Raw genomic sequence first — 23,722 nt, forward strand, 5'->3', positions numbered from 1 at the left:
TGATCAAACGCTTTTCTTTGAAGAGGGTGCGGCGCGGCTCTCGAGCAAACCCGTGTCCGGCGCGGAGCTGACGCGTCGCGCCCGGGCCGCAGCACCGCGTCGGCGAGCTCGCCGCTCGGCACGGCGGTCGTCCAGCTCTTCCGCCTCCTCCAGCAACACTTGCGCGATCGAGGCGTAGACGTTGCCGAGCGCACCGCCGCCGATCTTGAGAGCCGACTCGATACCTTTGTGCAGTTTCGCCCAGGTCGATCGACCTGCGCGGTCTACCGCGATGTCGTACGACGACGTCGAAGGTCGTTGCTTCGTTCCGTGCGGCTTCCTGGTCGGTATGGCTGCGGGCTGGTTCGCCATGGATGCACCGGTGCGGCAAAAGCTCGGGGTTCAAGCAAGCCCCGTGGCGGAGAATGACATTCTTGCGACGGAAACAGAACCATCAAGCTGTAGACACATTTTTCAAATATTCGCCGCCGAGGTGCAGATTATTTCACATCAAGTCATCCGGACGCGTGCGAGGCGCCGTATCCCTCGGGATGATACGCCAATGGGCCGGCTTTTGGTGCCGCGCGGGGCCTTTCGATCTGCTTGACCCGGTCGAATCGGCGATGTTACGAATTTACTTCGCTTCGAGGCAGTTTTCCCGACTAACACACAGATAATGTTGGAAGGCGCCTTGCAACACAGTGGTGCCCCATGAGCAACCAGCCCTTCGTACGGATCGTGCCGGGGATCGACGGGGTCTCGATCTGGAGCCCGGCGGTGTTCGGCTCGTCTTCGACCGGGAGCCTTCGCGAGTTCCTCGCGCGGGCCTTCAGTGTCGAGGAGGTCTCCACTGTCGAAATTCGCCGCGCGACGTCGTTCGGACGCGTGACCTACGAGGCGTCGTCGACAAACGTTCGAGCCCTGTGGCGCAAGATCGGCGAGGCCCTGAAGGGGGAGCCCCCGCATGCGGACGGCCGCGCCGGCGCCCGCCGCAGGCCGCTCGGCGTCGAAGCCCTCAACCTCGCCGGCCCCGTGCGCGCGCCCATCCGGATCAACCGCGTCGGTTCCGCCGTGTCGACCTGGCAGCTGAACTTTCAGGACAGGCACCGGTTGCGCCTCAGCCATCCGGCGCTGCGCTACCGGCGTGATGTCGCCTATCGTCTGGAAGAAGAGCTTGCAGCCATTCTGGGCGTCACCGCTTTTCGCACGAATGTCTGGACGTCGACGGTCGCCATCCGCTTCGATCCCAACCGGATCAATGCCGAACGGCTGATCCACGAGCTGGAGAAATCCTGGCCCCGGCTCCTCGACGGCCTGGACGGGCCGCCATCCGGCAAGCGGCTGGTGGTGGCGAGCGGGCTGCTCGGCCTGTCCTTCACCGGGCAATACCTCGTGCCGGCGGTGAGACCCCTGGCGGTCGCCGGCGCGGCGCTGTACAGCCTCCCGAATGTGATCAATGGCAGCAAGCAACTGGCTCGCCGGCAGGTCGGGCTTCCCGCGCTCTACTCGGCCGGGCTGATGTTCATGCTGTTCACCGGCATGCCGTTCAGCTCGACCGTCATGGCGGTGCTGATGCAGCTCTGGCCGCGCCTGGCGTTCGGGACCATCACCAGGCACCAGCGGCGTCTGTTCGCGTTTCACCGCCAGCGCCCCACGTGGGCGAGCGTGCTGCTGGACGGCGGCGGCGAGGTCGAGGTCGATATCGAGACACTGAAGGTCGGCGAGCTGATCGTCGTTCGCGGCGGCGAGACGCTTCCGGTCGATGGGGTGGTCGCGCATGGCCTCGCGGCGGTAGATGAAGAGACGTTGACCGGCGTGGCGGGGGCTCTGGACAAGACGCCCGGCGATCCGGTCTACGCAAGCACGGTCGTTCGCGACGGCCGCCTCGTGGTCCGCGTCGAACGCATCGGGACCGACACGGCCGCCGGGAGTATTGCGGCACTGCTGCCGCATTCGCGCATCGACCACCTTCCCTCCGCCGCCGAAGTGGAACGGATTGCCAATCGCAATGCCAAGCCGGCACTCGCCTTGGCGGCCCTCAACCTGGCGGCGACGCGGCTGCTGCGCCCGTCGCAGGCCATCATTCGCCCCGACTACGCGACGGCGCCGCGCATCGCCGCGCAGATGACGGCGCTCTACGATTACGCCGACGGGCTGCACCGCGGCATCTTCTTCCGTGACCCCGCCGTCCTGGATCGGCTGCCGGCCACGGATATCTACGTTTTCGACGATACGCCCGGCCTCGAGCGCGGACAGATCGAGGTCACCGGCGTGATCAGCGCGGACCCGGCGCAAGCCGACGTGGTGCTCGGCTACGCCGCCGCCGCTTTCCCTCGCGCCCAGAACGCGCGGGCGCGTGCCTTGCAGGTATACGGCGCCGCGCGGCGTGCTCCGCTCCCGAAGGTCGTGCAGCGCCAGCGCCACGCGGGCGCCGTCCGCTACCGGGACGGCACCGATGGCCATCTGGTGGAGATCGCGGCGCCCGCCTATCTCGAGGCGGTTGGAAGCCAAGTCCCTCTCCGGCTCGCGCGAGAGGTGGCGTCCTTGGAGCTCGACGGCGGCGAGGACGAGCCTCTGCTGCGTCCGCTCTGGGTTCTGCGGGATCGTCAGATCCTCGGCGTCATCACGTTCGGCAGAGGAGCGCGGCCCGAGGCGCGTGAGATCATCGCCAGCCTCAAGGCTCGAAACAAGCGGGCTCGTTTCGTCTACATCTCGAGCCGGCCCCAGGCCGAGGCGGAGGCCATTGCCGAGCGCGTCGGGATTGCCACGGTCGTCGGCAGCCTCGACCTGGCCGGCAAGGTCAATGCGCTGCGAAGCCTGGATCGGCGCACCATGTGGATCGGCGACGGCGCTTCGCCCGAGGCCCGCTCGATCATCGCCGCCAGTACCGTCAGCATTTCCGCGGCGGGAGCGGCCACCGCGCCGTTGGACAGGGCGGACATCGTCCTTCTGCAACCGGGCTTGCAGCATCTCCTGACGTTGCGGCGTATTGGGCGGGCTCACCGCGCCCGCCTCGCGAACGACTATCGCGCGCTCTATGCGGCCAACCTCCTCGGCGCCGCCGGCGGGCTCCTGGCTGGATTCGGCAGCCTCGAGTCGGGACTGACGTCGAACGCCGCTTCAGGGTTCATCTACGCCAGGCACTGGAAGGATCTTCACGAGCTGACCTCGCGTGTGGAGACGCGGCGAGCCAAGCTCGTGTCGCCGGTTCGCGACGAGAGCGAGCCTCTGGCGGAGGCGTCGACCGGCGCCGGTGCGGACGAATTCGTCGAATATCAGGATCTCGACCCGGAGACGCCGCAGGCCGCGCAGCACGGCGGCATTTGAACGCCCGGCAGAAAGCGGCAGCTCTGCTTCCGTCGCTGGCTGCCGCCGCGGGCGTCAGCAGAGGCGTCTACGGCAAATCGCAGTCGGCCGGGTTCTTCGGATCGTAGATTATAGCAATGGGATCTCCGATTTTGACATCCCTGTATTGCAGTCCCTTCGGCAACGTCGAGACGTATGGCGTCCCGTCGACGTCGAATGCGACAGTAACCTTGTGATATACGACATCGCCTTGAAAAACGTCCTGGATGTCCCGAACCGTCGCCGCGACGCGCGGCCAGTTTCGTGCCCGGGATTTGGACAGCGCATAGTAGTAGGCGACGAGCAGCGCGAAGGCCACAAGAGCGATGATCAGCAGCATGGTCCAAACACCGTTCGCTCGCCACCGCCGCCGGAGGCGCTCAGCTCGCCTGGGACCGTCGCGCCCCCCGACGGCCTGTGCTCCGTCGCTCCGACGGCACAAGGCGTTATCGTTTGCCGGAATGCCCGCCTATACTGCCACAGGGGCTGACGATGGCGCCTCTGTCATGCGGGCTCTTCGGGCGAACGATGATCTGCGGCTTGCCGCCGGTCACCCATCGCTTCGTTGCGCAGCGCGACGGCGCCGCCCACCCGCGGCGGCCGCGGTCTCCGCTGCAATGTCGACGGCACCGCGCCGCGCGTTGTCGTCCTCGCGCTTGGGCTTCTTGACGGCGATGAATTTCGCTTTGACGAGGATGGACTCGATCTGCTCCTTGAGCGCGGTCTTCCTCTTCTCCGTGAACAGGAGCCGTGCCCATAACGGCGCCGAACCATACAGCTCGACCTTCTTGCCCTCGAACCTCACCTCGACCAGGACGGGCTCGGCGGCGATATGCAGAATCGAGCGGTCATCCTCGTCCCAGCTGTAGGCGAGCGGCTTTTCGAGCTGCTCGGCGCTCTGCTCGACGTATTTCTCGACGGCTTTGCGTTTGGCCGGCGTCAGCGGATTGTCGATGGGAAATTCGTAGATCTTCTCTCGTTTCATCGGCTCACCGAGACCTTCGTGCGGGCGGCACGGGATGCGGGCTCAGGGAGCCTGCCGGGCTGTGCCAGCGAGCGTTGCCGAGCGGGTTGCTTGGGCCTGCGGGCGACGGCCGACGGCGCGCTCTCGGCCCGGGGCCCCGCCGACTGACGTGCCCCGGCGGCCTCCGGGTCCCATAGCAGGGGCAACTGTCCCCATTCGAACTCCAACAGCTTGGCCCATTTGTAGCCGAGCTTCTTGAAGAACGCCGCAGCCAGCCTCAACGCGAACTTCCTCGAGACGTTTCGCAGCCATTTGCCCGCCTTGGATCGCATGGCCTTGCCGGAAAAGCCGGCCGCGATCACGAGCAGGAGCGAGGCGAGCCCCGCGACGACGCCGATCAGAATGGCCAGGCCGTCCTGTTCGACCATGCCGAAGGAAATGATGAAGATCGCGGCGGCGTGGGGCGCGTTGAAGCCGAGCATAGGTGCGGCGATGGCAAGCGCCAGAAGGAAGAGGAGGACGCCGAGGAGCCGGTGGACCAGCGGGTGGCTGGCCCATCGCCAGCGCGGCTTGGCCACCGTTTCGACCCGCTCCAGGATGGGAACGATCGCATGGATCGCAACGGCAAGCGTCCGGCGCGGCACAGACCGTTCGAGGATGAATTTGGGCAGCTTGATTCGGCTGCTACCGCCGATCATTTGCCCTGCGATCATCCCCGCTGGAAGTCCTGCCAATCGGTACGTATCCGGAAGCGCGACGACGGCGGGTACCGAGAAGGCCATCAGCGAGGTGGCGATCTGGCCTTCGCCGATCGAGTCGACGATCTGCCTTACGGTGAAGGTTCCCAGCGTGGGATTCTTCGTCAGAATCTCGCGAAGCGTCTGTGAGGCCCGCACCGGTGGTGGCGGCGCAGCCTCCCTCGTCACGGCGTTGGCGTATCTTGCCCGGGCCAAGGCAACTGCGCGCTCGGGCTTGCCGGCCGGCGGCATCGCTCCGCCGCCGTCATCGAGGTGGATGCGGCCCAGCGCCTCCGCTGCCGCCGCCTTTCGGCCGGTCGGCGCCGACCTCCCCGTCTTGACGGTCGCCGAACGCTGCCGGATGCCGCGAGCGCGCGGCGGAGACTCAGATGCGTCCATGGGCTCGAGCTCGGGAATTGGAGGGCTGATCGGGGCTTGCAGTCGACCGGAGGCGCCTGGCCGAGCCCGCGCTCGCAGCGGCCGCGGAGATCTCGCGGGAGGCGAAGCCCCCGAAGGCAAAGCGCTGGGCGGCAGCTCGCCCACACGCCAAAAAAGAATTATTCTTTCGTCCATCCTCTCGGGTCGAAATATTATTGCGCATCGCCGCCTCCATGCAGTATTTTCTTCGAAGTCGCGGCTGCGTTTATGCAAATCACCGGTCTAAAACGAATGACATATGGCTTGCCAATTTGTCAATGATGTGACGTGCCGTAGTCATGTGTTTGACATACATGAAACGACTCGATAGCATTCGCGAATGCTGGTGGATCATCCCAACCCGAAGCTCAATCATCCCATCTGTCGATCGACGCCCTGAGACCCGGGGGCGGTCTCATCCCTCACTCGCTTGCTTGCCAACTTGTGCAGTCGACGACAGCTGTCGTGGACGGCGCCGCGTGAGCGGCTTCCCCTGACTTACATCTTGTTTGCGGCGGATTTTTAAAGATGAATGAGGACGATGCCGCCATATCGGCTCGCGATGTCGAGGTTTCGTATGCCCGTCGGGATCTAAGATCTTCCTGCCTATCCGCGACCGAGGTTTTGGCTCAGTCGATTTCCGTCATTGCGCCGTCGACTGTTCCCGCGGCTATTCTTGGGTTGATCTTTGCGTCGGCGGGCAACGGCACGTCGCTGAGCTTCCTGCTCGGAATGATCGGGCTTATACTTGTCAGCTTCAACATCAACCAGTTTGCCAGGCGTTCGGCCTCCCCCGGCTCCCTCTACAGTTATATTGTCCGGGGCCTAGGCCCCACGGCGGGCGTGCTCGGCGGATGGGCCCTGTTGCTCGGCTACATCGTGACCGGAATGTCGACGCTGTGCGGCTTCGCGATCATCGCCGGCGTGCTGCTCGGCCAGATCGGCTTCCACGTGCACACGCTGGCCCTGTACGCGCTGGGCGCGATCGGCGCGTGCTGGATCGCTTACAAGGACGTTCAGCTCTCCGCCAAGATGATGCTGCTGTTCGAAGCGTTCGCCCTGCTGGCGATCCTGGTGCTCGGCGTGCTGATCTGGCGGAGCAAGGGCTTCGCCATCGATACCGAGCAACTGACCTTGACGGGCACGACGCCCGGTGGGGTGCTGCTGGGCGTCGTCCTGGTCGTCTTCGGCTTCTCGGGGTTCGAGAGCTCGACGTCCCTGGGGCAAGAAGCCAAGAACCCGCTGCGCACGATTCCACGCTCCGTCACCTCGAGCGTCATCGTATCGGGCCTCGTCTTCATCTTCATGGCCTACGTCGTCATCCTGGGCTTCCGTGGCTCCCCCGCCTCCCTCGAGACGACCGAGGCGCCGCTGAATTTCCTGGCGGATGCGCTGGGGCTGGGCTTTCTCGGGGTGCTGATCAACATCGGCATCCTGCTGAGCTTCTTCTCCTGCACGCTGGCCGCCATCAATTCGACGGCCCGCATCGTCTTCTCGATGGCGCGGCACGGCCTGTTCAACGACGCCCTCGGCGAAGCCCATGTGAAGAACGAAACGCCCTACATCGCCGTCTGCTTCTCGGCGCTGACGACGTTTCTCGTCCCCACCGCCGCCTATCTTCTCGGCGTCAGCGCCTTCGACAGCCAGGGGTACTTCGGCACGCTCTGCAGCTTCGGCTTCCTGGTCGTGTACATCCTGATCTCGGTCGCGGCGCCGATGTATCTCCGCCGTATCAATGCGCTGAGCAAATCGGCCGTGCTCTTCTCGGTCTTCGGCACCGGCTTCATGCTGCTGCCCTTCCTCGGCACCGTCGGCGTCCCCGGCACCGATCTGTTTCCGGCGCCGACATTTCCGAGCAACCTGCTGCTCTGGATCTTCGTCGCGTACATGGCCTTGGGGCTGGGGTGGCTGCTGCTGCGGCGCGCCCGCCGCCCGAAAATGATCTCGACGATGACGAGCGCGGTTGAAAATGTCGAACTGCAGTTCTTAGATGGGGCCAGCCTCGCCGAAAGGTCGGCACGATGAGGGCGCGCTCGCCTCGAGAGCATGCCGCACCTGGCGCGCCGATGGCTGGCACCGCTCGGCCGGCGTCGGATGATGGTCAAGATCAAGCCCCCAACGCCGTCGTCCGCCAGAGCACCTGTACGATCTCCAAGATGACGACGGCGGGAGGCGAGCGTCTTGGATCCGCACAATTCCAACATTGCGATGAGGTGAACCTATGAGCACGAAAGTATCGGAAGCCTCCGAAACAAATCCGCTGTCCGCGCTGGGCGAGGCGCTGGAAGCTGCTGCGGAGACATTCGGAGAAGCGACGTCGAACGCCCGCGAGTCGGCTAAGGTCGCCGCCAAGAAGGTCCGCAGATCCTTTGGCTCGGGCATCTACAACACCGCTTATGGGGTGTCCTACGGGATCGTCTTCAGTGCGGTATTCCTGACCGAGCTCCTGCCGGAGGAAAACCCCGTGCGCCGCGGCTTTGCCGAGGGCGCCGAGGCCGCCCTGGATGCGGCGGCGGCCAAGCGGGAGGACGCGGCGCTGGTTCCGGCTGAGCCCGTCAAGACCCGGGCAAAGCCCGGCCCGCGAGCCGCCAAGGCGCCGGCCAAGCCGCGGCAGGTGAAGGCGCGCACCCAGTAGCGTTTCGAACATCGTCCAATTGCAGAGAAATGCCCGAGTTCTTTGAATCTGGAGCGCTTCTGTTGCGATCGGACGAGGCCGCCCAATCGGGGCGCGCTCCAGAGCGCGTCCCGAGCCGATGTTGACGATCTGATCGAACAGAAGCGCCCGACCTCTTCCGAATTGGACGGCCCGCGCGCGCCATGTCCGCATGAATCGGCAGCGGCGCCTCTTGCCGCGACCGCGTCGTACGGTGCTGGCGCGCGCCCCTTTCGCCAGGTTCAGGCGCACACTATTTACGCCGCGCTGCAACGGCACTACCGAGCGGCCGGCAAGCTGATAAAAAGCCCCGTTATGCCGTCATTTTGGAATATAGTTGTTAATTAATACCTCAAAAAAGTGAAACAGTTCTCGATTTATCTGCAATCATTCTCCCAGGTCGCGGTTGTCGCCCAGGACGGCGGCATGATTTGGGTCTGAGCCCGCTGCCGCTCGACGCTTCGGTTTCGCGAGGCCCGCGCGCCGGAAGTCAGCTGGCTCGACGTCGAGCGGCAGGAATTACATGTATCTACGGTATCGGCCGTATATTCGGAGAGATGAAGTGAGCGAGCGCGATGTCTCCAGCCATGATTTCCTGCGTCACGGATGGCGGAAGCTCCTGAAAGCTGCCTGCCTGACGTCGGCGATGCTGCTCCCCTTGGCGGCGCAGGCCGAGGTGCAGCTGCTGAATGTATCCTATGATCCGACGCGCGAGCTCTATAAGGACATCAACGCGGCCTTCGCCGAGGACTGGAAGGCGAAGACGGGCGAGAGCATCACGGTGCGCGCCTCTCACGGCGGCTCCGGCGCCCAGGCCCGCACGGTCATCGACGGCATTCCGGCCGACGTGGTGACGCTGGGCATTCCATCGGACATCGACGCGATCGTGAACCTGTCGCAGAAGATCAGCCCCGACTGGCGCCAGAAGCTGCCCAACGCCGGGCTGCCTTATACGTCGACCGTCGTCTTTCTGGTGCGGAAGGGGAATCCCAAAGCGATCAAGGACTGGGATGACCTCGTGAAGCCCGATGTGAAGGTCATCACCCCCAATCCCAAGACGTCGGCCGGCGGGCGTTGGAATTTCCTCGCGGCCTGGGGCTATGCCTATGAGAAGGAAGGCAAGGCTGCCGAGAAGGCCAACGCGTTTGTCGGGCAGCTCTACCGGAACGTCCCGGTTCTCGATACCGGGGCGCGCGGCTCGACCGTGACCTTCGCCCAACGGGGCCTGGGCGACGTGCTGCCGACGTGGGAGAACGAGGCCTACCTGGTGCTCGACGAGTTCGGCCGCGACAAGTTCGATATCGTCGTGCCGCCGGTGTCGATCTACGCCGAACCGCCGGTGGCGCTTGTCGACGCGAACGTCGACAGGAAAGGAACGCGAAAGGCGGCGGAGGCGTATCTTCAGTTCCTGTATTCGGACAAAGCACAGGCCATCTTCGCCAAGCATCATTATCGCCCGATCAAGCCGGAGGCCGCCGCCAAGGAGGACCTTGCGCTGCTGCCGAACCTGAAGCTGTTCAAGATCGAGGACCTCCAAGGGTCATGGGACGATATTCAGAAGAAGAACTTCGACAACGGAGGCCTATTCGACCAACTGAGCAGAAACGGACGCTAGGAAGCCATGGTCGCGTTCACTCCTCCCGCACGTCGCTTCCGCCAGCCGAGCGTGATCCCGGGCTTCGGGCTCACGCTGGGATACGCGCTGACCTGCCTCGGGCTGGTTGTGCTGCTTCCGCTCGCCGCCCTGGTGGCGCGAGCGTCGGGCCTCGGCATCTCCGGAATATGGAGCGTGGCCTCCGATCCGCGCGTCTTCAGCGCGCTGCGCGTCAGCTTCGGCGTGTCTCTGCTGGCCGCATTCACCGCTTCGGTGTTCGGCGGCATCGTGGCCTGGGTCCTCACCCGCTATGATTTCCCGGGCCGCAAGCTCATCGACGCGGTGGTCGATCTGCCGTTCGCGCTGCCGACGGCCGTTGCCGGCATCGCGCTCGCGTCGCTCTACGCGCCGAACGGCCTCGTCGGCCAGCAACTGGCCAAGCTGGGAATCGAGGCGGCCTACACCCCGGTCGGCATCTTCATCGCGATGCTGTTCATCGGGCTGCCGTTCACCGTGCGGACGGTCCAGCCGCTGATCGCCGAAATCGACAAGGAGATCGAGGAGGCATCGGCCGTGCTCGGCGCAACCCGGTGGCGGACGCTCACCAAGGTGGTGCTGCCGCCGCTTATTCCCGCCGTGCTGACCGGCTTCGCGCTGGCGTTCGCGCGCGGCGTGGGGGAGTACGGCTCGATCATCTTCATCGCCGGCAATATTCCTTTCGTTTCGGAAATCGCGCCGCTCCTGATCGTCATCAAGCTGTCCGAGTTCGACTACGCGGGCGCCTGCGCCATCGCCACCATCATGCTGGCGATCTCGTTCGCGACGCTCCTGCTCATCAATTTGATCCAGGCCTGGAGCCGGCGGAGGTTTGGCTATGTCTGATTCCGCCCTCGACGGTGCTTTCTCGCCGGAACTGGCCCCGCTCGCGCCGCCGGCCAGCGTCACGACGGAACGAGCCTGGGTGCGCTGGCTGCTCGTCGCCATCGCCGTGATCTTTCTGGCCCTGTTCCTCCTGCTGCCGCTCATCACGGTCTTCGTCCAGGCATTCGCCAAGGGCGTGGGGGCCTACTTCGCCGCCTTCGCCGAACCGGATGCTCAAGCTGCAATCCGGCTGACCCTGCTCGTGGCCGCCATCGCCGTCCCGTTCAACCTGGTCTTCGGCGTATGCGCCGCCTGGGCCATCGCCAAGTTCGAGTTCAAGGGCAAGAACCTCCTGGTGACCCTGATCGACCTGCCGTTCTCGGTCTCGCCGGTGGTGTCGGGATTGATCTACGTGCTCGTCTTTGGCTCGCGCGGGCTGATCGGTCCCTGGCTGACGGACCACAATATCGAAATCATCTTTGCGGTCCCCGGCATCGTTCTGGCCACGATATTCGTGACCTTTCCGTTCGTCGCCCGCCAGCTGATCCCGCTCATGCAGGAACAGGGCGTGTCCGAGGAAGAGGCGGCGCTGACGCTCGGAGCCTCCGGCTGGCACACGTTCCGAACCGTCACGCTGCCCAATATCCGCTGGGGCCTGCTTTACAGCGTCCTGCTCTGCAATGCCCGAGCCATGGGCGAATTCGGTGCGGTCTCGGTCGTGTCGGGCCATATCCGCGGCCTGACCAACACGCTCCCACTCCACGTGGAGATTCTTTACAATGAGTACAACTTCGTTGCCTCGTTCGCCGTCGCATCCCTCCTTGCCGGCCTCGCTCTTGTCACCCTCGTCATCAAGTCCTTCCTCGAATGGCGCTACGCCGACGACATCGCGGCAGCGGCACGACGTCACTAACCCGTTGGGCGGCTCCACGGCGATTCGCGTCGAGAACCTGTCGAAGACATTCGAGACGGCGGCCGTCCTGCACGATCTGTCGCTCGACGTGCATGCCGGCGAGCTGGTCGCTCTGCTCGGCCCCTCCGGCTCCGGCAAGACGACGCTGCTGCGCATCATCGCCGGGCTCGATTTTCCCGACCAGGGCCGCATCATCTTCGGGGCGGACGACGCAACCCGGCTGCCCGTGCAGGAGCGCGCCGTCGGCTTCGTCTTCCAGCATTACGCGCTGTTCAAGCATCTGACGGTGGCCGGCAACATCGCCTACGGCCTCGAGGCGCGGAAGCGATCGGCGCAACCGCCCAAGGAGGAGATCAAGAAGCGGGTCGGCGATCTCCTTGATCTCATCAAGCTGTCGGGGTTCGCCGACCGCTATCCGTCGCAGCTGTCGGGCGGCCAACGCCAGCGCATCGCGCTCGCTCGTGCCCTCGCCGTCGAGCCGCGCGTGCTGCTCCTCGACGAGCCGTTCGGCGCGCTGGACGCCCAGGTGAGGAAGGATCTGCGCCGCTGGCTCCGCGAGATCCATGATCGCACGGGCCAGACGACGATCTTCGTCACCCACGACCAGGACGAAGCCCTGGAGCTCGCCGACCGGGTCGCGGTGCTCGACAAGGGACGGCTGGCGCAGATCGGCACGCCGGACGAGGTGCAGGAGCATCCGGCGTCCTCGACCGTCTTGAAGTTCCTCGGCGACACCATCGAGGTCGACGCGCTGGTGCAGGACCGTCAGGTGCTCGTCAACGGCCGTCCGACGTCCGTCGTCCCGCCGAGCGGACTGACCGGGCCGGTGAAGCTCTATGCGCGGCCGTGGCAGCTGCAGTTTGCCGAGCCCGAGCATGCGCACCTGGAGGGCTTCGTCCGCTCGTCCTATCGGACGCAGGGCCGTCAGCGCATAGAGGTCGAACGGCCGGGCCAACAAGTCGTGGTCGTCGAGGCATCCGACACGGCGCGTCTCGCGCCGGGACGCGCCGTGGGTCTGCAGGTCCTCAACGGATTCGTCTTTGCCGGTTGAGGCCGTGTGGCCGCGCCGGGAGCCGCGCTGACCGTCAGCGCGGTTCTCCGATGTGAGATTTGCGTGGCCCTTGCATGGGGCGGGTCGCTACACCTGCCCGTCTGGCTCCATGGCCATGACGTGCTCGCGGACGGCCTTCAGGATCGCGTCGGAGCGCTTGGGATCGCTGACCACGCGTGACAGCGCCAGTGCGCCGACCATGGCGCTCACCGCGGCGATGGCCTTGGCGTCGTCGCCGCCGAGATCGTCGGCGACGCTGGCGATATAGCGCTCGATGTAGTCGGTCATGACGGCGCGTGAGCGGGTGTCGGCGCGGCCGACGTCGGACGCCAAGGCGCCGATCGCACATCCCGTCTCGCGCGAGTCGCGATGGGCGCGGCTCAGATAGCTGCGCACGAAGCCGGAGAGACGCCCCGGCCGGCTGGACGGCGCTACCGCGGCGTGGGCCCTGTGCTGGCCATCGGCCAGTGCCCGCTCGAGCGCCTGGGCGAGGAGCTCGGAGCGGGACTCGAAATGCCCGTAGAAGCCGCCATGGGTGAGGTTCACGGCCTGCATCAGCTTGCCGACGCTGACCGATTCCAGGCCGCCGGCGCGGATCTGCTCGGCGGCCGCCGCCAGGATGCGCTCGCGGTTCTGCGCCTTCTCCGCCTGCGAATGACCCATGGTCGCTATCCCCTCCGGTTCGGTCGCTTGACCGACAGCATTATATCCATCATCTTTCTGGATGACGAACGTCATTCAGATGGCGCGGCATGCCCGGCGCAGAGGCGCCGCCATTCGGCCGCCACCGCACCGGAACCGGGAGAGGAACGACCATGTCCGAGACGACCGCCGAGGGCCGCGTCCGCCACGAGCGCCACGACCACATCCTGAAGATCATCATCGACAACCCGGCGAAGAAGAACTCCTTCCAGCCCGAGATGATGGCCCAGTTGTCGGATGCGCTGACCCTGCTCGACAGGGACGACGAGCTGTGGATCGGCGTGCTCTGCGCCGCCGGCGACAATTTTACGGCCGGCCTCGACATGCCAAAATTCTTCGGCCCGACGGCGAAGCGGATCGACAGCCCGCCTGACAGCATCGATCCCTTCGGCCTGCGCAACCAGTGCCGCAAGCCGATCGTGACGGCGGTGCAGGGCATCTGCTTCACCGTCGGCATCGAGATCATGCTGGCCGGCGACATCGTGGTGGCCGCCGACGATTGCCGCTTCTGCCAGATGGAGGCCAAGCGCGGCATCGCCCCCCTGGGCGGCGCCCACTTCCGCTTCCTCAGCCGCGCCGGCTGGGGCAACGCCATGTACCACCTGATGCTGTGCGACGAGTTCGGCGCCGCCGAGGCCTATCGCATCGGCCTGGTGCAGGAGGTGGTGCCGGCGGGAGCGCAGGTGGAGCGCGCCATGGAGATCGCGCGGCTCATCAACGCCAACGCGCCCCTCGGCATCCAGGTCACCAAGGAGGCTGGCCGCAAGTTCATTGCGGCCGGCGAGCAGGCGGCCATCGCCGCCATCCCCACCATCCGCGACCGGGTGATGCAGAGCGCCGATGCGGCGGAGGGGATCCGCTCCTTCATGGAGCGAAGGGCGGCCAACTTCCAGGGCCGCTGACGCGGCGCTTCCATGCCGGCGCAGATTTGCGCCGGCATGGGCTCGACGCGGCCAAGCCGTTCACGTCATCATCTCCGCCGGTTGAATCGGAAAAGGCGCCCCACGGAAGGGCGCTGGGAGGAAACGATGCGTGCAGCGGTTTTCCGCGGCGGCGACCTGGTCGTCGACGATGTGGCGGAGCCTGTCCCCGGCACCGGCCAGGTGCTGGTCAAGACGCTCGCCTGCGGCATCTGTGGCTCCGACCTGCATGCGCTGCACTATGCGCCGCGCATGGTCGAGGCCTCCCGCCGCACCGGCGGCAGCTTCGCCATGGACCTCTCGCAGGACATCGTGTTCGGCCATGAGTTCTGCGCCGAGGTGCTGGAGCATGGGCCCGGCTCGGAGCGGCGGCACAAGGTCGGCACGCGCGTGTGCTCGGTGCCGGTGACCTTCACGGCGACGGGCGCGGCGACGGTCGGCTATTCAAACCACGTGCCGGGCGGCTACGCCGAGCGGATGGTGCTGAGCGAAGGGCTGCTGATCGAGGTGCCGAACGGCTTGCCGGACGAGCAGGCGGCGCTGACCGAGCCGATGGCGGTGGGCTGGCATGCGGTCGAGCGCGCGCGTCTCGGGCCGGACGATGTGCCCCTCGTCATCGGTTGCGGCCCGGTCGGGCTGGCCGTCATCGCCGGGCTGCGGATCAAGGGCGTGCATCCGATCCTGGCGGCGGATTTCTCGCCGGCGCGGCGGCGGCTGGCCGAGGCCATGGGCGCCGACATCGTCCTCGATCCGGCCGAGCACTCCCCCTACAAGCGCTGGCAGGACGAGGCGACGCCGGAGGGCTTCGATCCCGAGAACCCCCTCGCCAGGATGGGCGTCGGGCCGCAGCGCCGCCCGGGCGTCGTCTTCGAATGCGTCGGTGTTCCCGGCATCATCCAGCAGATCCTCGAGGGCGCCATGCGCCACACCCGCGTCGTGGTGGTGGGCGTCAACATGGAGAGCGACACCATCGAGCCGTTCTTCGGCATCAGCAAGGAGATCGACCTCCAGTTCGTGCTGGGCTACACGCCGGAGGAGTTCGCCCTGGCGCTGCATCATCTGGCCGAGGGCAAGATCGACGGCGCGCCCCTGATCACCGGCAAGGTCGGCGTCGACGGCGTCAAGCAGGCCTTCAGCGACCTGGCCAATCCCGACGCACACGCGAAGATCATCGTCGAACCTTGGCGCTGAGGGGCATCGACGACTGGGTCGCCAAGCGCGACCTGCGGCCCACGTTCGACTGCATCCGCCAGGACTTCGGCATGAGCATCGCCGCCAGGCGGCGCTTCGACGATCCATCTGCGCCAGGGAATGCCTGGACAGAGCGACACCGTTCACGCCGCCGGCGCGGCCTCGCCGGCATTGCACGCCCCGCGCCGCAAGCAGCGTCCCGTCCGTAGAGACAAGGGCGACGGTGCCACTGGGCGAGCCGTTGTCGGCGGACCGAGGCACGTGCGCCTGGCGGTTACGTGCGGGCCATGCAGTCCCGGAAGATGCCGCGGGCTTGCGCCTGGCAGGCGGCCGGATTGCGCTGGCAGACCGGGTTGCGCTGGGGCCTGACGATGCGGCTCGCCTCCGCCTGGCAGGCGGCGGCCTTGGGACTGACCTGCGCCAGCGCGGCGGGCGGAGCGAGCGCGAGCGCAATGCACAGCAGACCAAACCGCATCGCCGATCCTCCGCGTCTCGACCGACATTCGAGCTGACGGTCCGCGGGGCCGCAGCGGGTGTCAACATAGTCCTTTCAGCCAGGGGGAGGGCGGCGGGCGGGGGCCGCGGCGGCTGCACGCAGGAGCTCCGCCACGACCCGTGTGCCGGGCTCGGCCGCCCCGCCCGGGCCAGGTGCCGCGGTCACGGCCTCGGCGCGGATGGCGCCGCCGCACCGGGAACAGCACACCTGCGGCTCGAAACGATGACCGCAGTCCCGATGGACGAAATACATCGGAACGCCTTCGCCGGGCCGTGCCCAGCGGTCGCCCCACGCGGTCAGCGCCAGGAGGACGGGCACGAGATCGCGGCCTGCCTCCGTGAGGCGGTACTCGTAGCGCGTCGGCCGTTGCTGGTAGGCGGCCCGTTCGACCACGCCGTGGCCGATGAGTGCCTTGAGCCGGCGCGTCAGCAGGTTGCGCGAGATGCCGAGGTCCTCGACCAGGTCATCGAAGCGGCCGACGCCGAGGAACAGGTCGCGCAGGATCAGCGGCGACCACCAGTCGCCGATCAGCTCCAGGCTCCGCGCCAGGGAGCAGCGCATCTCGGCAAAGCTCGTCCGTTCCATGCAGCGAGACTAGAGAGTTGCATCATTGAACTCAACTGGATAAGATCAGTTCAATCAGTGAACGCGGGTTCGTCATGTACCACGCGACGGTTCGACAGCGGGTTCGGGTGCTGTTCGAGGCGGTGAACCGCGGCGACGCGGAGCCCGTGCTGGCCGCCTTCGCGCCGGCGTTCGAGCACGCCTTCCTCGGCGACAGCGCGCTCGGCGGCGCCAGGCACACGCTGGCCGCCACGCGCGCCTGGTACGACCGTCTCTACCGGCTGCTGCCCGACATCCACTTCGACGTCTGCTCCATCGCCGTGACCGGCTGGCCCTGGAATACGGTCGTCGTGATCGACTGGGACGAGACGAACTCGGGCACGGACGGCGTGCGCACGGACAACCGCGGCATCCACGTGCTGCATCTGCGCTGGGGCCGCGCCACGCGCCTCGTCATCTGCCCGGATACGGCCGGGCTGGCGGCGACGCTCGAGCGCCTTGCCCGCGCCGGCAACAGCGAGGCGCTGGCCGCGCCGTTGGTTGACTAATCAATCAGCCGTGGTGCCCGGCACTCACGAGGGGCGCACGTGCTCCGGGCGGAAGCCGAGGCCGATCAGCCGGCCGGCGAGATGGGCGAGCCAGGGCCTCCGGGCGATGGCGCCCATGAAGGCGGGCGGGCCGGCCCGCTTGGCGTTGTCGCTCTCGCGCTGGCGCCGGTCCCGGCGCATCATCAGCTGCAGCTTCTGCGTGGCCTTGGTCGGAAACGTCCGCCGTGCCTCGACGGCAGCGAGGTGCCGGTCGGCCAGCGTTCCGTCCTTCAGCGGCCGGGCCAGGATGTTGGCGGCCGCCACTGCATCCTGGATGGCGAGGTTCACGCCGACGCCGCCGATCGGCGACATGGCATGCGCCGCATCGCCGATGCAGAGCAGGCCGGGCTTCCACCAGCGCGTCAGCCGGTCGATGCGCACGCTGAGCAGGTGCACGTCGTCCCAGGAGCGGACCTCCTGCATCCGCTCGGCCGGCAGCGGCGACACCGCTGCGACGGCGGCGCGGAAGGCCTCCAGGCCCTGGTCCTTCACGTCGGCGAAGCTGCCCTTGCGCACGACATAGCCGCATTGCCAGGTGTCGCCGCGGTCGATCATGACGAAGCCCTGGCGCGGCCCGCCGTGGCCCATGGTGTAGGGGGGATCGGCGGGCGCGTGGGAGAGTTTCATCCACAGCACGTCGCTCGGGCTGCCGAAGCTCTGGACCGCGAGGCCGGCCTTCTCGCGGACGACGGAATTGCGGCCGTCCGCCCCGATCACGAGGGCGCTGCGCAGCCCGAGCTCGCCGTCGCGCGTGCGCGCCTTGAGCCCGACGACCCGGCCCGCATCCTCGATCAGCGCCGTCACCTCCGCCTCGAGGACGAGACGGAAGTTCGCATACCGTTCGGCCTGCCGTGCCACGTAGTCGAGGAATTCCCACTGCGGCATGAAGGCGATGAAGCGGCACCGGGTCGGCAGCCGCGAAAAATCGGCGATGGTGACGTCGGCGCCGCCGATCTCGGCGTGCAGCCGGGGCGCCTCGGTGTGCGGCAGGGCGAGCAATCCGTCCAGCAGCCCGAGCTCGTGCATCACCTCCAGCGTCGAGGGATGGATGGTGTCGCCGCGAAAGTCGCGCAGGAAATCGCCGTGCTTCTCGACGACGGTGACGTCGACGCCGGCGCGGGCGAGCAGCAGGCCGAGCATCAGGCCGGCGGGACCGGCGCCGACGATGGCGCAGCCGGTCGCAAGGCTGCTCGAGGTCGGCAGCGCCGCCTCGCCGCCCCGGCCGGGTTCACTCGCCGCTTGACCGACCATGGCCCTCCGCCTCCACCACCGCCGCGCGGCCCGGCCGCCTTCGGGCGGACCCGAATCGGCCCTCCGTAGCCTTGTTACTTTAGTCGATGGAGGCCGGGATCAAGCCCCGCGGTCGCGGCGTGCGAATTGTGATCGCACCGGCTTTGAGGGTAGAAAGGGACAATAAGAAAAATTCGAAACAGCGCGCCGTCATGGGAGGATCGAGCGGTGCATGTGGTGCACGAACCGTGGCTCGTGGCGCTGTCGGTTCTGGTGGCGATTCAAGGCGCCTACGTCGGGCTGAACCTGGCGGTCCGCATCAAGGACGCCGATGGCTCCCGGCGCCGAGCGCTGCTGGCCGGCTCGTCCATCTGCCTGGCCGTTGCCATCTGGTCCATGCACTTCGTCGGCATGCTGGCGGCGCGGCTGCCGTTTCCGGTCGACTATCTCGTCTTCCCGACCCTGCTCTCGGTGCTGGTCTGCGTGCTGGTGGTCGGCGTCGGCGTCTTCGCGGCCACCGCCGGCCGCCTGACGCTGCCCGCCCTTGCCGCCTCGGCCGTGTTCATGGGCCTCGGCATCGTCACCATGCACTACATCGGCATGCAGGCGCTGCATGCCAGCGCCCATATGATGCACGCGCCGCCGTTCGTGGCCGCCAGCGTGGTCATCGCCATCGCCGCCTCGGGCCTGGCGCTACGCCTGGCGGCCAGCTCCGGACGACCGCCGCTGTTCCTCTCGGCGGCGGCGCTGGGCCTCGCCATCTCCGGCATGCACTATACGGCCATGGCCGGGATGACCATGGTGCCGCACCCGGATCCCCATTCACTGGCCCCGGCGCTGTCGCCCGACCTCCTGGCCATCGTGGTCGCCGTCGTGGCCTTCCTGGTCTCCGGGCTGTTCCTGCTGGTGCTCGTGCCCGACCAGCCGGGGCCGCGAGAGGCCGTGGCGCCGCAGCCGGAGGTGCCGATTGCAGCAGTACCGGCTGCGCCTGCCGGCGCCGATGGCGGCCCGGCCGAGCCGGTCGCCGCGGATGAGGACCAGGCGCCCGGCGGCCCGCCCCCGCGCCGCGGCCAGCACCTGCCGGTGGAGCGCGACCGCGCCGTCTACCTCCTGCCGGTCGACGACATCGTGGCCGTCCGCGCCAACGCCCACTACACCACCGTGTTCGACGGCCGCGCCACATACTTCTGCTCGCTGCCGATCAGCGACGTGGAGGGCCGTCTCGGCGACAGCCGCTTCGTGCGCGTGCACCGCAGCCACATCATCAACCTGGACCGCGTCGTCGCCCTGAAGAATAGCGGCGACAACTGCCAGATCGAGCTGGCATCGAGCGGCGAGACCTACGTGGTGCCGGTGAGCCGCAGCCGGACGGCCTGGCTCAGATCGCAGTTCGGCCTGAAGAGCCGCCACGCGCTGCCCTGAGCCGCGAGCGGGAGCTCGTCCGAGCCCGCGCCCGTCCCCCGCAACCACAGGCCGTTCAATCGCGACCATGGCGGCGGCGCCGCCGTTCGTGCAGGCGTTCCGCAACTCGTGCAGCGGCCCGCCGTTCGTGCAACGGCGCTTGCCGCTGCGCCGCGCCGCTCGCCAGATTCCGCCAACACAACAAGGCACGCTGCGGCGCGGGATACGACTTCCCTGGCCGCTGCGCCGACGGAGGACGCGACGTGATCCCAGGGCCCTTCGCCTATCACCGTCCGGCATCGGTCAAGGAGGCTGTCGCGCTGCTGGCCGACCTCGGCGGCGACGCGCGGCCGCTCGCCGGCGGGCACAGCCTGATCCCGGTCATGAAGCTGCGGCTCGGCCAACCGAGCGACCTCGTCGACCTCGCGGGCATCGCCGAGCTGAAGGGCATCCGCAGCACGGGCGACGCCGTCGTCATCGGCGCCATGACCACGCAGCAGGACATCATCGGCTCCGGCCTGCTCGCCGAGCGGATCCCGATCCTGCGCGAAACATCCCTGCTCATCGCCGATCCGCAGGTGCGCGCCATGGGCACCGTCGGCGGCAACGTCGCCAACGGCGATCCCGGCAACGACCTGCCGGCCGTGATGATGGTGCTCGGCGCCACCTATGTGCTCGCCGGCCCGGCCGGGGAGCGCGAGGTGGCGGCGCGCGCCTTCTACAAGGGCCTCTACGTCACCGCGCTCGAGCCCGGCGAGGTGCTCACCGCCGTCCGCATCGTCCCGCCGCCGCAAGGGCACGGCTACGCCTACAACAAGCTGAAGCGCAAGGTCGGCGACTATGCCACCGCCGCCGCCGCGGTCGTGCTCACCATGGCTGGCGGCACCGTCGCGACCTGCGCGGCGGCGCTCTCCAACGTCGGTGATACGGCGCTGCTCGCCGAGGACGCCTGCCGGCTGCTCGTCGGCTCGTCCCTCGATCCTGCCACGGTACGCCGGGCCCGCGCTGCTGCCGAAGCCATCACGTCGCCCGCTTCCGACAACCACGGGCCGGCTGAGTACCGCACCAAGATGGCCGGCGTGATGCTCGAACGGGCGCTCGCCCGCGCCCGCGACCGGGCCCGATAGGACAACGCCATGGCCAAGACCCACATCCAGCTCACCATCAATGGCAAGCCCGTCGAGGCGCTGGTGGAGCCGCGCACGCTGCTCATCCACTTCCTGCGCGACGAGCAGGGCCTCACCGGTCCCCACATCGGCTGCGACACCAGCCATTGCGGCGCCTGCACCGTAGATCTCAACGGCCGCTCGGTGAAATCCTGCACCGTCTTTGCCGTCCAGGCGGAGGGCGGCGACATCGTCACCATCGAGGGCATCGCCGCCGCCGACGGCGCGTTGCATCCCTTGCAGGAGGGCTTTCGCGAGATGCACGGGCTCCAGTGCGGCTTCTGCACGCCCGGCATGATCACCCGTGCCTGGCGGCTGCTGCAGGACAACCCGCACCCCAGCGAGGAGGAGATCCGCTTCGGCATCGCCGGCAATCTCTGCCGCTGCACCGGCTATCAGAACATCGTCAGCGCCATCCAGTACGCGGCCGAACGGCTGGCGGCGGGCGCCGTGAAGGAGGCCGCCGAATGAACGAGATGGTCGTGCCGTCGGCGGCGGAGCGCGCCGCCAAGCTCGAAGGCCTCGGTTGCAAGCGCAAGCGCGTCGAGGACATCCGCTTCACGCAAGGCAAGGGCCAGTATGTGGACGACCTGAAGCTGCCGGGCATGCTGTTCGGCGACTTCGTGCGCTCGCCCTTCCCCCATGCGCGGATCAAGTCCATCGATACCGCGCAGGCGAAAGCGGTGCCGGGCGTCGTCGCCGTGCTCACGGCCGCCGAGCTGAAGCCCCTCGGCCTGCACTACATGCCGACCCTGGCGGGCGACGTGCAGGCCGTGCTCGCCGACGAGAAGGTGCTGTTCCAGAACCAGGAGGTCGCCTTCGTCGTCGCCACCGATCGCCATGCGGCGGCGGACGCGGTGGAGCTGGTCACGGTGGAGTACGAGCAGCTGCCCGCCCTCGTCGATCCGTTCAAGGCGATGGCGCCGGATGCGCCGCTGCTGCGCGACGACATCAAGGACAAGACCGAGGGCGCGCACGGCGCCCGCAAGCACTACAACCACATCTTCACCTGGGAGGTCGGCGACCGCGACGGCACGACGATCGCCTTCCAGAAGGCCGACGTGACCATCAAGGAGCTGATCAGCTACCAGCGCGTCCACCCCTCGCCGCTGGAGACCTGTCAGTGCGTCGCATCGTTCGACAAGGTGAAGGGCGAGCTGACCTTGTGGGGCACCTTCCAGGCGCCGCACGTCATCCGCACCGTGGCCTCGCTGCTCTCCAAGATCCCCGAGCACAAGATCCACGTCATCGCCCCCGACATCGGCGGCGGCTTCGGCAACAAGGTCGGCGCCTATGCGGGCTACATCTGCTCGATCGTCGCCTCCATCGTCACCGGGCTGCCGGTGAAGTGGGTGGAGGACCGTATCGAGAACCTGTCCAGCACCTCGTTCGCACGCGACTACCACATGACGACCGAGCTGGCGGCGACCAAGGACGGTCGCATCACCGGCCTCCGGGTGCACGTGCTCGCCGACCACGGCGCCTTCGACGCCTGCGCCGATCCGTCCAAATGGCCCGCCGGCTTCTTCAACATCGTCACCGGCTCCTACGACATCCCGGTGGCCCATTGCGTGGTCGACGGCGTCTACACCAACAAGGCGCCCGGCGGCGTCGCCTACCGCTGCTCCTTCCGCGTGACGGAAGCGGCCTATTGCGTCGAGCGCGCCATGGACATCCTGGCGCAGAAGCTGGGCCTCGATCCGGCCGAGCTGCGCCTGCGCAATTTCATCAGGCGCGAGCAGTTCCCCTACCAGTCGGCGCTCGGCTGGGAATACGATTCCGGCGACTATCACGTGGCCATGCAGAAGGTGATGGACGCGGTCGGCTACAAGGAGCTTCGCGCCGAGCAGACGGCACGGCAGGAGGCATTCCGGCGCGGCGAGACGCGCGAGCTGATGGGCATCGGCGTGTCCTTCTTCACCGAGATCGTCGGTGCCGGCCCGTCGCGCAATTGCGACATCCTCGGCATCGCCATGTTCGATTCCGCCGAGATCCGCATCCATCCGACCGGGTCGGTGATCGCCCGCCTCGGCACCAAGTCGCAAGGGCAGGGGCACGAGACCACCTACGCCCAGATCATCGCCAGCGAGATCGGCATCCCCGCGGACCTGATCACGGTGGAGGAGGGCAACACCGACACCGCCCCCTACGGCCTCGGCACCTACGGCTCGCGCTCGACGCCGGTGTCGGGTGCTGCGACCGCCGTCGCCGCGCGCAAGATCAAGGCGAAGGCGCAGATGATCGCGGCCCACCTGCTCGAGGTCCATGACGACGACCTGGAATGGGACGTCGACCGCTTCCGCGTGAAGGGCACGCCCGAGCGCTTCAAGACCATGACGGAGCTGGCCTGGGCCGCCTACAACGCGCCCCCGCCCGGCCTGGAGCCGGGCCTGGAGGCGGTGAGCTACTACGACCCGCCCAACATGACCTATCCCTTCGGTGCCTACATCTGCGTCGCCGACGTGGACGTGGACACCGGCGAGACGAAGATCCGCCGCTTCTACGCGCTGGACGACTGCGGCACCCGCATCAACCCGATGATCATCGAGGGCCAGGTGCACGGCGGCCTGACCGAGGCGTTCGGCATCGCCATGGGCCAGGAGATCCGTTACGACGAGGACGGCAACGTCGTCACCGCCTCGTTCCAGGACTACTTCATCCCCACCGCGGTCGAGACGCCCCGGTGGGAGACGGACTGGACCACGACGCCGTCGCCGCACCATCCCATCGGCGCCAAGGGGGTGGGCGAAAGCCCCAACGTCGGCGGCGTTCCCTGCTTCGCCAACGCCGTCAACGACGCCTTCAAGTTCCTCGGCTCGACCCACATCCCCATGCCGCACGACCACTGGCGCACGTGGATGGCGGCCGAGAAGCTCGGCCTGCACGAGGAGGCGGCGGCCGCGTAGCCGCACCCCATGAACGCGAAGGATTGGCACAGACGGAGCCGCCGG

22 protein-coding genes are annotated in these 23,722 nt (G+C 67.4%); 14 read left to right on the forward strand and 8 right to left on the reverse strand.

From position 1 onward, the window contains the following. Positions 1-3: 3 nt before the first annotated feature. Positions 4-351, reverse strand: coding sequence for a hypothetical protein (locus ACZ5PO_RS12795; protein WP_464193937.1), 348 nt, complete (start codon positions 349-351; stop codon positions 4-6). A 339-nt stretch (positions 352-690) separates the two neighbouring features. Here ACZ5PO_RS12795 and ACZ5PO_RS12800 point away from each other — a divergent pair, with 339 nt between their 5' ends. Further along, positions 691-3,306 (forward strand): P-type ATPase actuator domain-containing protein, encoded by a 2,616-nt coding sequence (locus ACZ5PO_RS12800; RefSeq protein WP_464193939.1) that lies wholly within the window; start codon positions 691-693, stop codon positions 3,304-3,306. Between the two features lie 67 nt (positions 3,307-3,373). Here ACZ5PO_RS12800 and ACZ5PO_RS12805 read toward each other — a convergent pair whose 3' ends face one another. From ACZ5PO_RS12805 to ACZ5PO_RS12815, 3 genes are all read right to left on the reverse strand, one after another. Then, the gene (locus tag ACZ5PO_RS12805; RefSeq protein ID WP_464193941.1) at positions 3,374-3,664 is read right to left on the reverse strand and encodes a DUF3592 domain-containing protein; all 291 of its coding nucleotides are present in this window, start codon (positions 3,662-3,664) and stop codon (positions 3,374-3,376) included. Between the two features lie 210 nt (positions 3,665-3,874). Next, the gene (locus ACZ5PO_RS12810; RefSeq protein ID WP_464193943.1) at positions 3,875-4,309 is read right to left on the reverse strand and encodes a hypothetical protein; all 435 of its coding nucleotides are present in this window, start codon (positions 4,307-4,309) and stop codon (positions 3,875-3,877) included. Then, entirely contained in the window at positions 4,306-5,277 is a 972-nt protein-coding gene (locus tag ACZ5PO_RS12815; RefSeq protein ID WP_464193945.1) for an exopolysaccharide biosynthesis protein, read from the reverse strand. The genes ACZ5PO_RS12810 and ACZ5PO_RS12815 overlap by 4 nt, the downstream gene beginning before the upstream one ends. An 846-nt stretch (positions 5,278-6,123) precedes the next feature. Between ACZ5PO_RS12815 and ACZ5PO_RS12820 the strand changes: the two genes are divergently transcribed. The 6 genes from ACZ5PO_RS12820 to ACZ5PO_RS12845 all read left to right on the forward strand — a co-directional run bounded on the left by ACZ5PO_RS12820 (position 6,124) and on the right by ACZ5PO_RS12845 (position 12,514). Further along, on the forward strand, positions 6,124-7,467 hold the full coding sequence (locus tag ACZ5PO_RS12820) for an APC family permease (protein WP_464193947.1): 1,344 nt from the start codon (positions 6,124-6,126) through the stop codon (positions 7,465-7,467). A gap of 196 nt (positions 7,468-7,663) precedes the next feature. After that, positions 7,664-8,077 carry a hypothetical protein gene (locus ACZ5PO_RS12825; RefSeq protein WP_464193949.1) on the forward strand — a complete coding sequence of 138 codons (414 nt, stop codon included), beginning with the start codon at positions 7,664-7,666 and terminating at the stop codon, positions 8,075-8,077. Between the two features lie 637 nt (positions 8,078-8,714). Next, positions 8,715-9,710 (forward strand): sulfate ABC transporter substrate-binding protein, encoded by a 996-nt coding sequence (locus ACZ5PO_RS12830; protein WP_464196820.1) that lies wholly within the window; start codon positions 8,715-8,717, stop codon positions 9,708-9,710. Positions 9,711-9,716: 6 nt separating this feature from the next. Then, complete coding sequence (gene cysT / locus ACZ5PO_RS12835; RefSeq protein WP_464193951.1) at positions 9,717-10,571, forward strand: sulfate ABC transporter permease subunit CysT; 855 nt, start codon at positions 9,717-9,719, stop codon at positions 10,569-10,571. Then, positions 10,564-11,463, forward strand: a complete 900-nt coding sequence (gene cysW / locus ACZ5PO_RS12840) for a sulfate ABC transporter permease subunit CysW (RefSeq protein ID WP_464193953.1) — start codon at positions 10,564-10,566, stop codon at positions 11,461-11,463. Before cysT ends, cysW begins: the two co-directional genes overlap by 8 nt. A gap of 4 nt (positions 11,464-11,467) precedes the next feature. Further along, positions 11,468-12,514 carry a sulfate/molybdate ABC transporter ATP-binding protein gene (locus tag ACZ5PO_RS12845; protein WP_464193955.1) on the forward strand — a complete coding sequence of 349 codons (1,047 nt, stop codon included), beginning with the start codon at positions 11,468-11,470 and terminating at the stop codon, positions 12,512-12,514. A gap of 87 nt (positions 12,515-12,601) precedes the next feature. Here ACZ5PO_RS12845 and ACZ5PO_RS12850 read toward each other — a convergent pair whose 3' ends face one another. Then, positions 12,602-13,177, reverse strand: coding sequence for a TetR/AcrR family transcriptional regulator (locus ACZ5PO_RS12850; protein ID WP_464193957.1), 576 nt, complete (start codon positions 13,175-13,177; stop codon positions 12,602-12,604). Between the two features lie 152 nt (positions 13,178-13,329). Here ACZ5PO_RS12850 and ACZ5PO_RS12855 point away from each other — a divergent pair, with 152 nt between their 5' ends. Continuing rightward, on the forward strand, positions 13,330-14,118 hold the full coding sequence (locus tag ACZ5PO_RS12855) for a crotonase/enoyl-CoA hydratase family protein (protein ID WP_464193959.1): 789 nt from the start codon (positions 13,330-13,332) through the stop codon (positions 14,116-14,118). Between the two features lie 126 nt (positions 14,119-14,244). Then, entirely contained in the window at positions 14,245-15,327 is a 1,083-nt protein-coding gene (locus ACZ5PO_RS12860; protein WP_464193961.1) for a zinc-binding dehydrogenase, read from the forward strand. A 274-nt stretch (positions 15,328-15,601) separates the two neighbouring features. Here the strand turns inward: ACZ5PO_RS12860 and ACZ5PO_RS12865 are convergent, their stop codons facing one another. Together ACZ5PO_RS12865 and ACZ5PO_RS12870 are read right to left on the reverse strand one after the other, a co-directional pair. After that, positions 15,602-15,802, reverse strand: coding sequence for a hypothetical protein (locus tag ACZ5PO_RS12865; protein WP_464193963.1), 201 nt, complete (start codon positions 15,800-15,802; stop codon positions 15,602-15,604). Positions 15,803-15,877: 75 nt separating this feature from the next. Next, the gene (locus ACZ5PO_RS12870) at positions 15,878-16,384 is read right to left on the reverse strand and encodes a winged helix-turn-helix transcriptional regulator (protein ID WP_464193965.1); all 507 of its coding nucleotides are present in this window, start codon (positions 16,382-16,384) and stop codon (positions 15,878-15,880) included. 98 nt (positions 16,385-16,482) lie between these two features. Here ACZ5PO_RS12870 and ACZ5PO_RS12875 point away from each other — a divergent pair, with 98 nt between their 5' ends. Next, positions 16,483-16,935: a nuclear transport factor 2 family protein gene (locus ACZ5PO_RS12875; protein WP_464193967.1), complete on the forward strand. Its 453-nt coding sequence runs from the start codon at positions 16,483-16,485 to the stop codon at positions 16,933-16,935. 24 nt (positions 16,936-16,959) lie between these two features. Here ACZ5PO_RS12875 and ACZ5PO_RS12880 read toward each other — a convergent pair whose 3' ends face one another. Further along, positions 16,960-18,225 carry an FAD-dependent oxidoreductase gene (locus ACZ5PO_RS12880; protein ID WP_464193969.1) on the reverse strand — a complete coding sequence of 422 codons (1,266 nt, stop codon included), beginning with the start codon at positions 18,223-18,225 and terminating at the stop codon, positions 16,960-16,962. A 216-nt stretch (positions 18,226-18,441) separates the two neighbouring features. On the opposite strand from ACZ5PO_RS12880, the gene ACZ5PO_RS12885 reads away from it, so the two are divergent. The 4 genes from ACZ5PO_RS12885 to ACZ5PO_RS12900 all read left to right on the forward strand — a co-directional run bounded on the left by ACZ5PO_RS12885 (position 18,442) and on the right by ACZ5PO_RS12900 (position 23,677). Next, a complete protein-coding gene (locus ACZ5PO_RS12885) occupies positions 18,442-19,626 on the forward strand; it encodes an MHYT domain-containing protein (protein ID WP_464193971.1) in 1,185 nt (394 codons plus the stop codon). Between the two features lie 242 nt (positions 19,627-19,868). Beyond that, on the forward strand, positions 19,869-20,732 hold the full coding sequence (locus tag ACZ5PO_RS12890; protein ID WP_464193973.1) for an FAD binding domain-containing protein: 864 nt from the start codon (positions 19,869-19,871) through the stop codon (positions 20,730-20,732). A 9-nt stretch (positions 20,733-20,741) separates the two neighbouring features. Beyond that, positions 20,742-21,242 carry a 2Fe-2S iron-sulfur cluster-binding protein gene (locus ACZ5PO_RS12895; RefSeq protein WP_464193975.1) on the forward strand — a complete coding sequence of 167 codons (501 nt, stop codon included), beginning with the start codon at positions 20,742-20,744 and terminating at the stop codon, positions 21,240-21,242. After that, positions 21,239-23,677 carry an aerobic carbon-monoxide dehydrogenase large subunit gene (locus ACZ5PO_RS12900; protein ID WP_464193977.1) on the forward strand — a complete coding sequence of 813 codons (2,439 nt, stop codon included), beginning with the start codon at positions 21,239-21,241 and terminating at the stop codon, positions 23,675-23,677. Before ACZ5PO_RS12895 ends, ACZ5PO_RS12900 begins: the two co-directional genes overlap by 4 nt. The last annotated feature ends 45 nt before the right edge of the window (positions 23,678-23,722 follow it).

It is taken from the genome of Chelatococcus sp. KU-N122 (assembly GCF_055391085.1).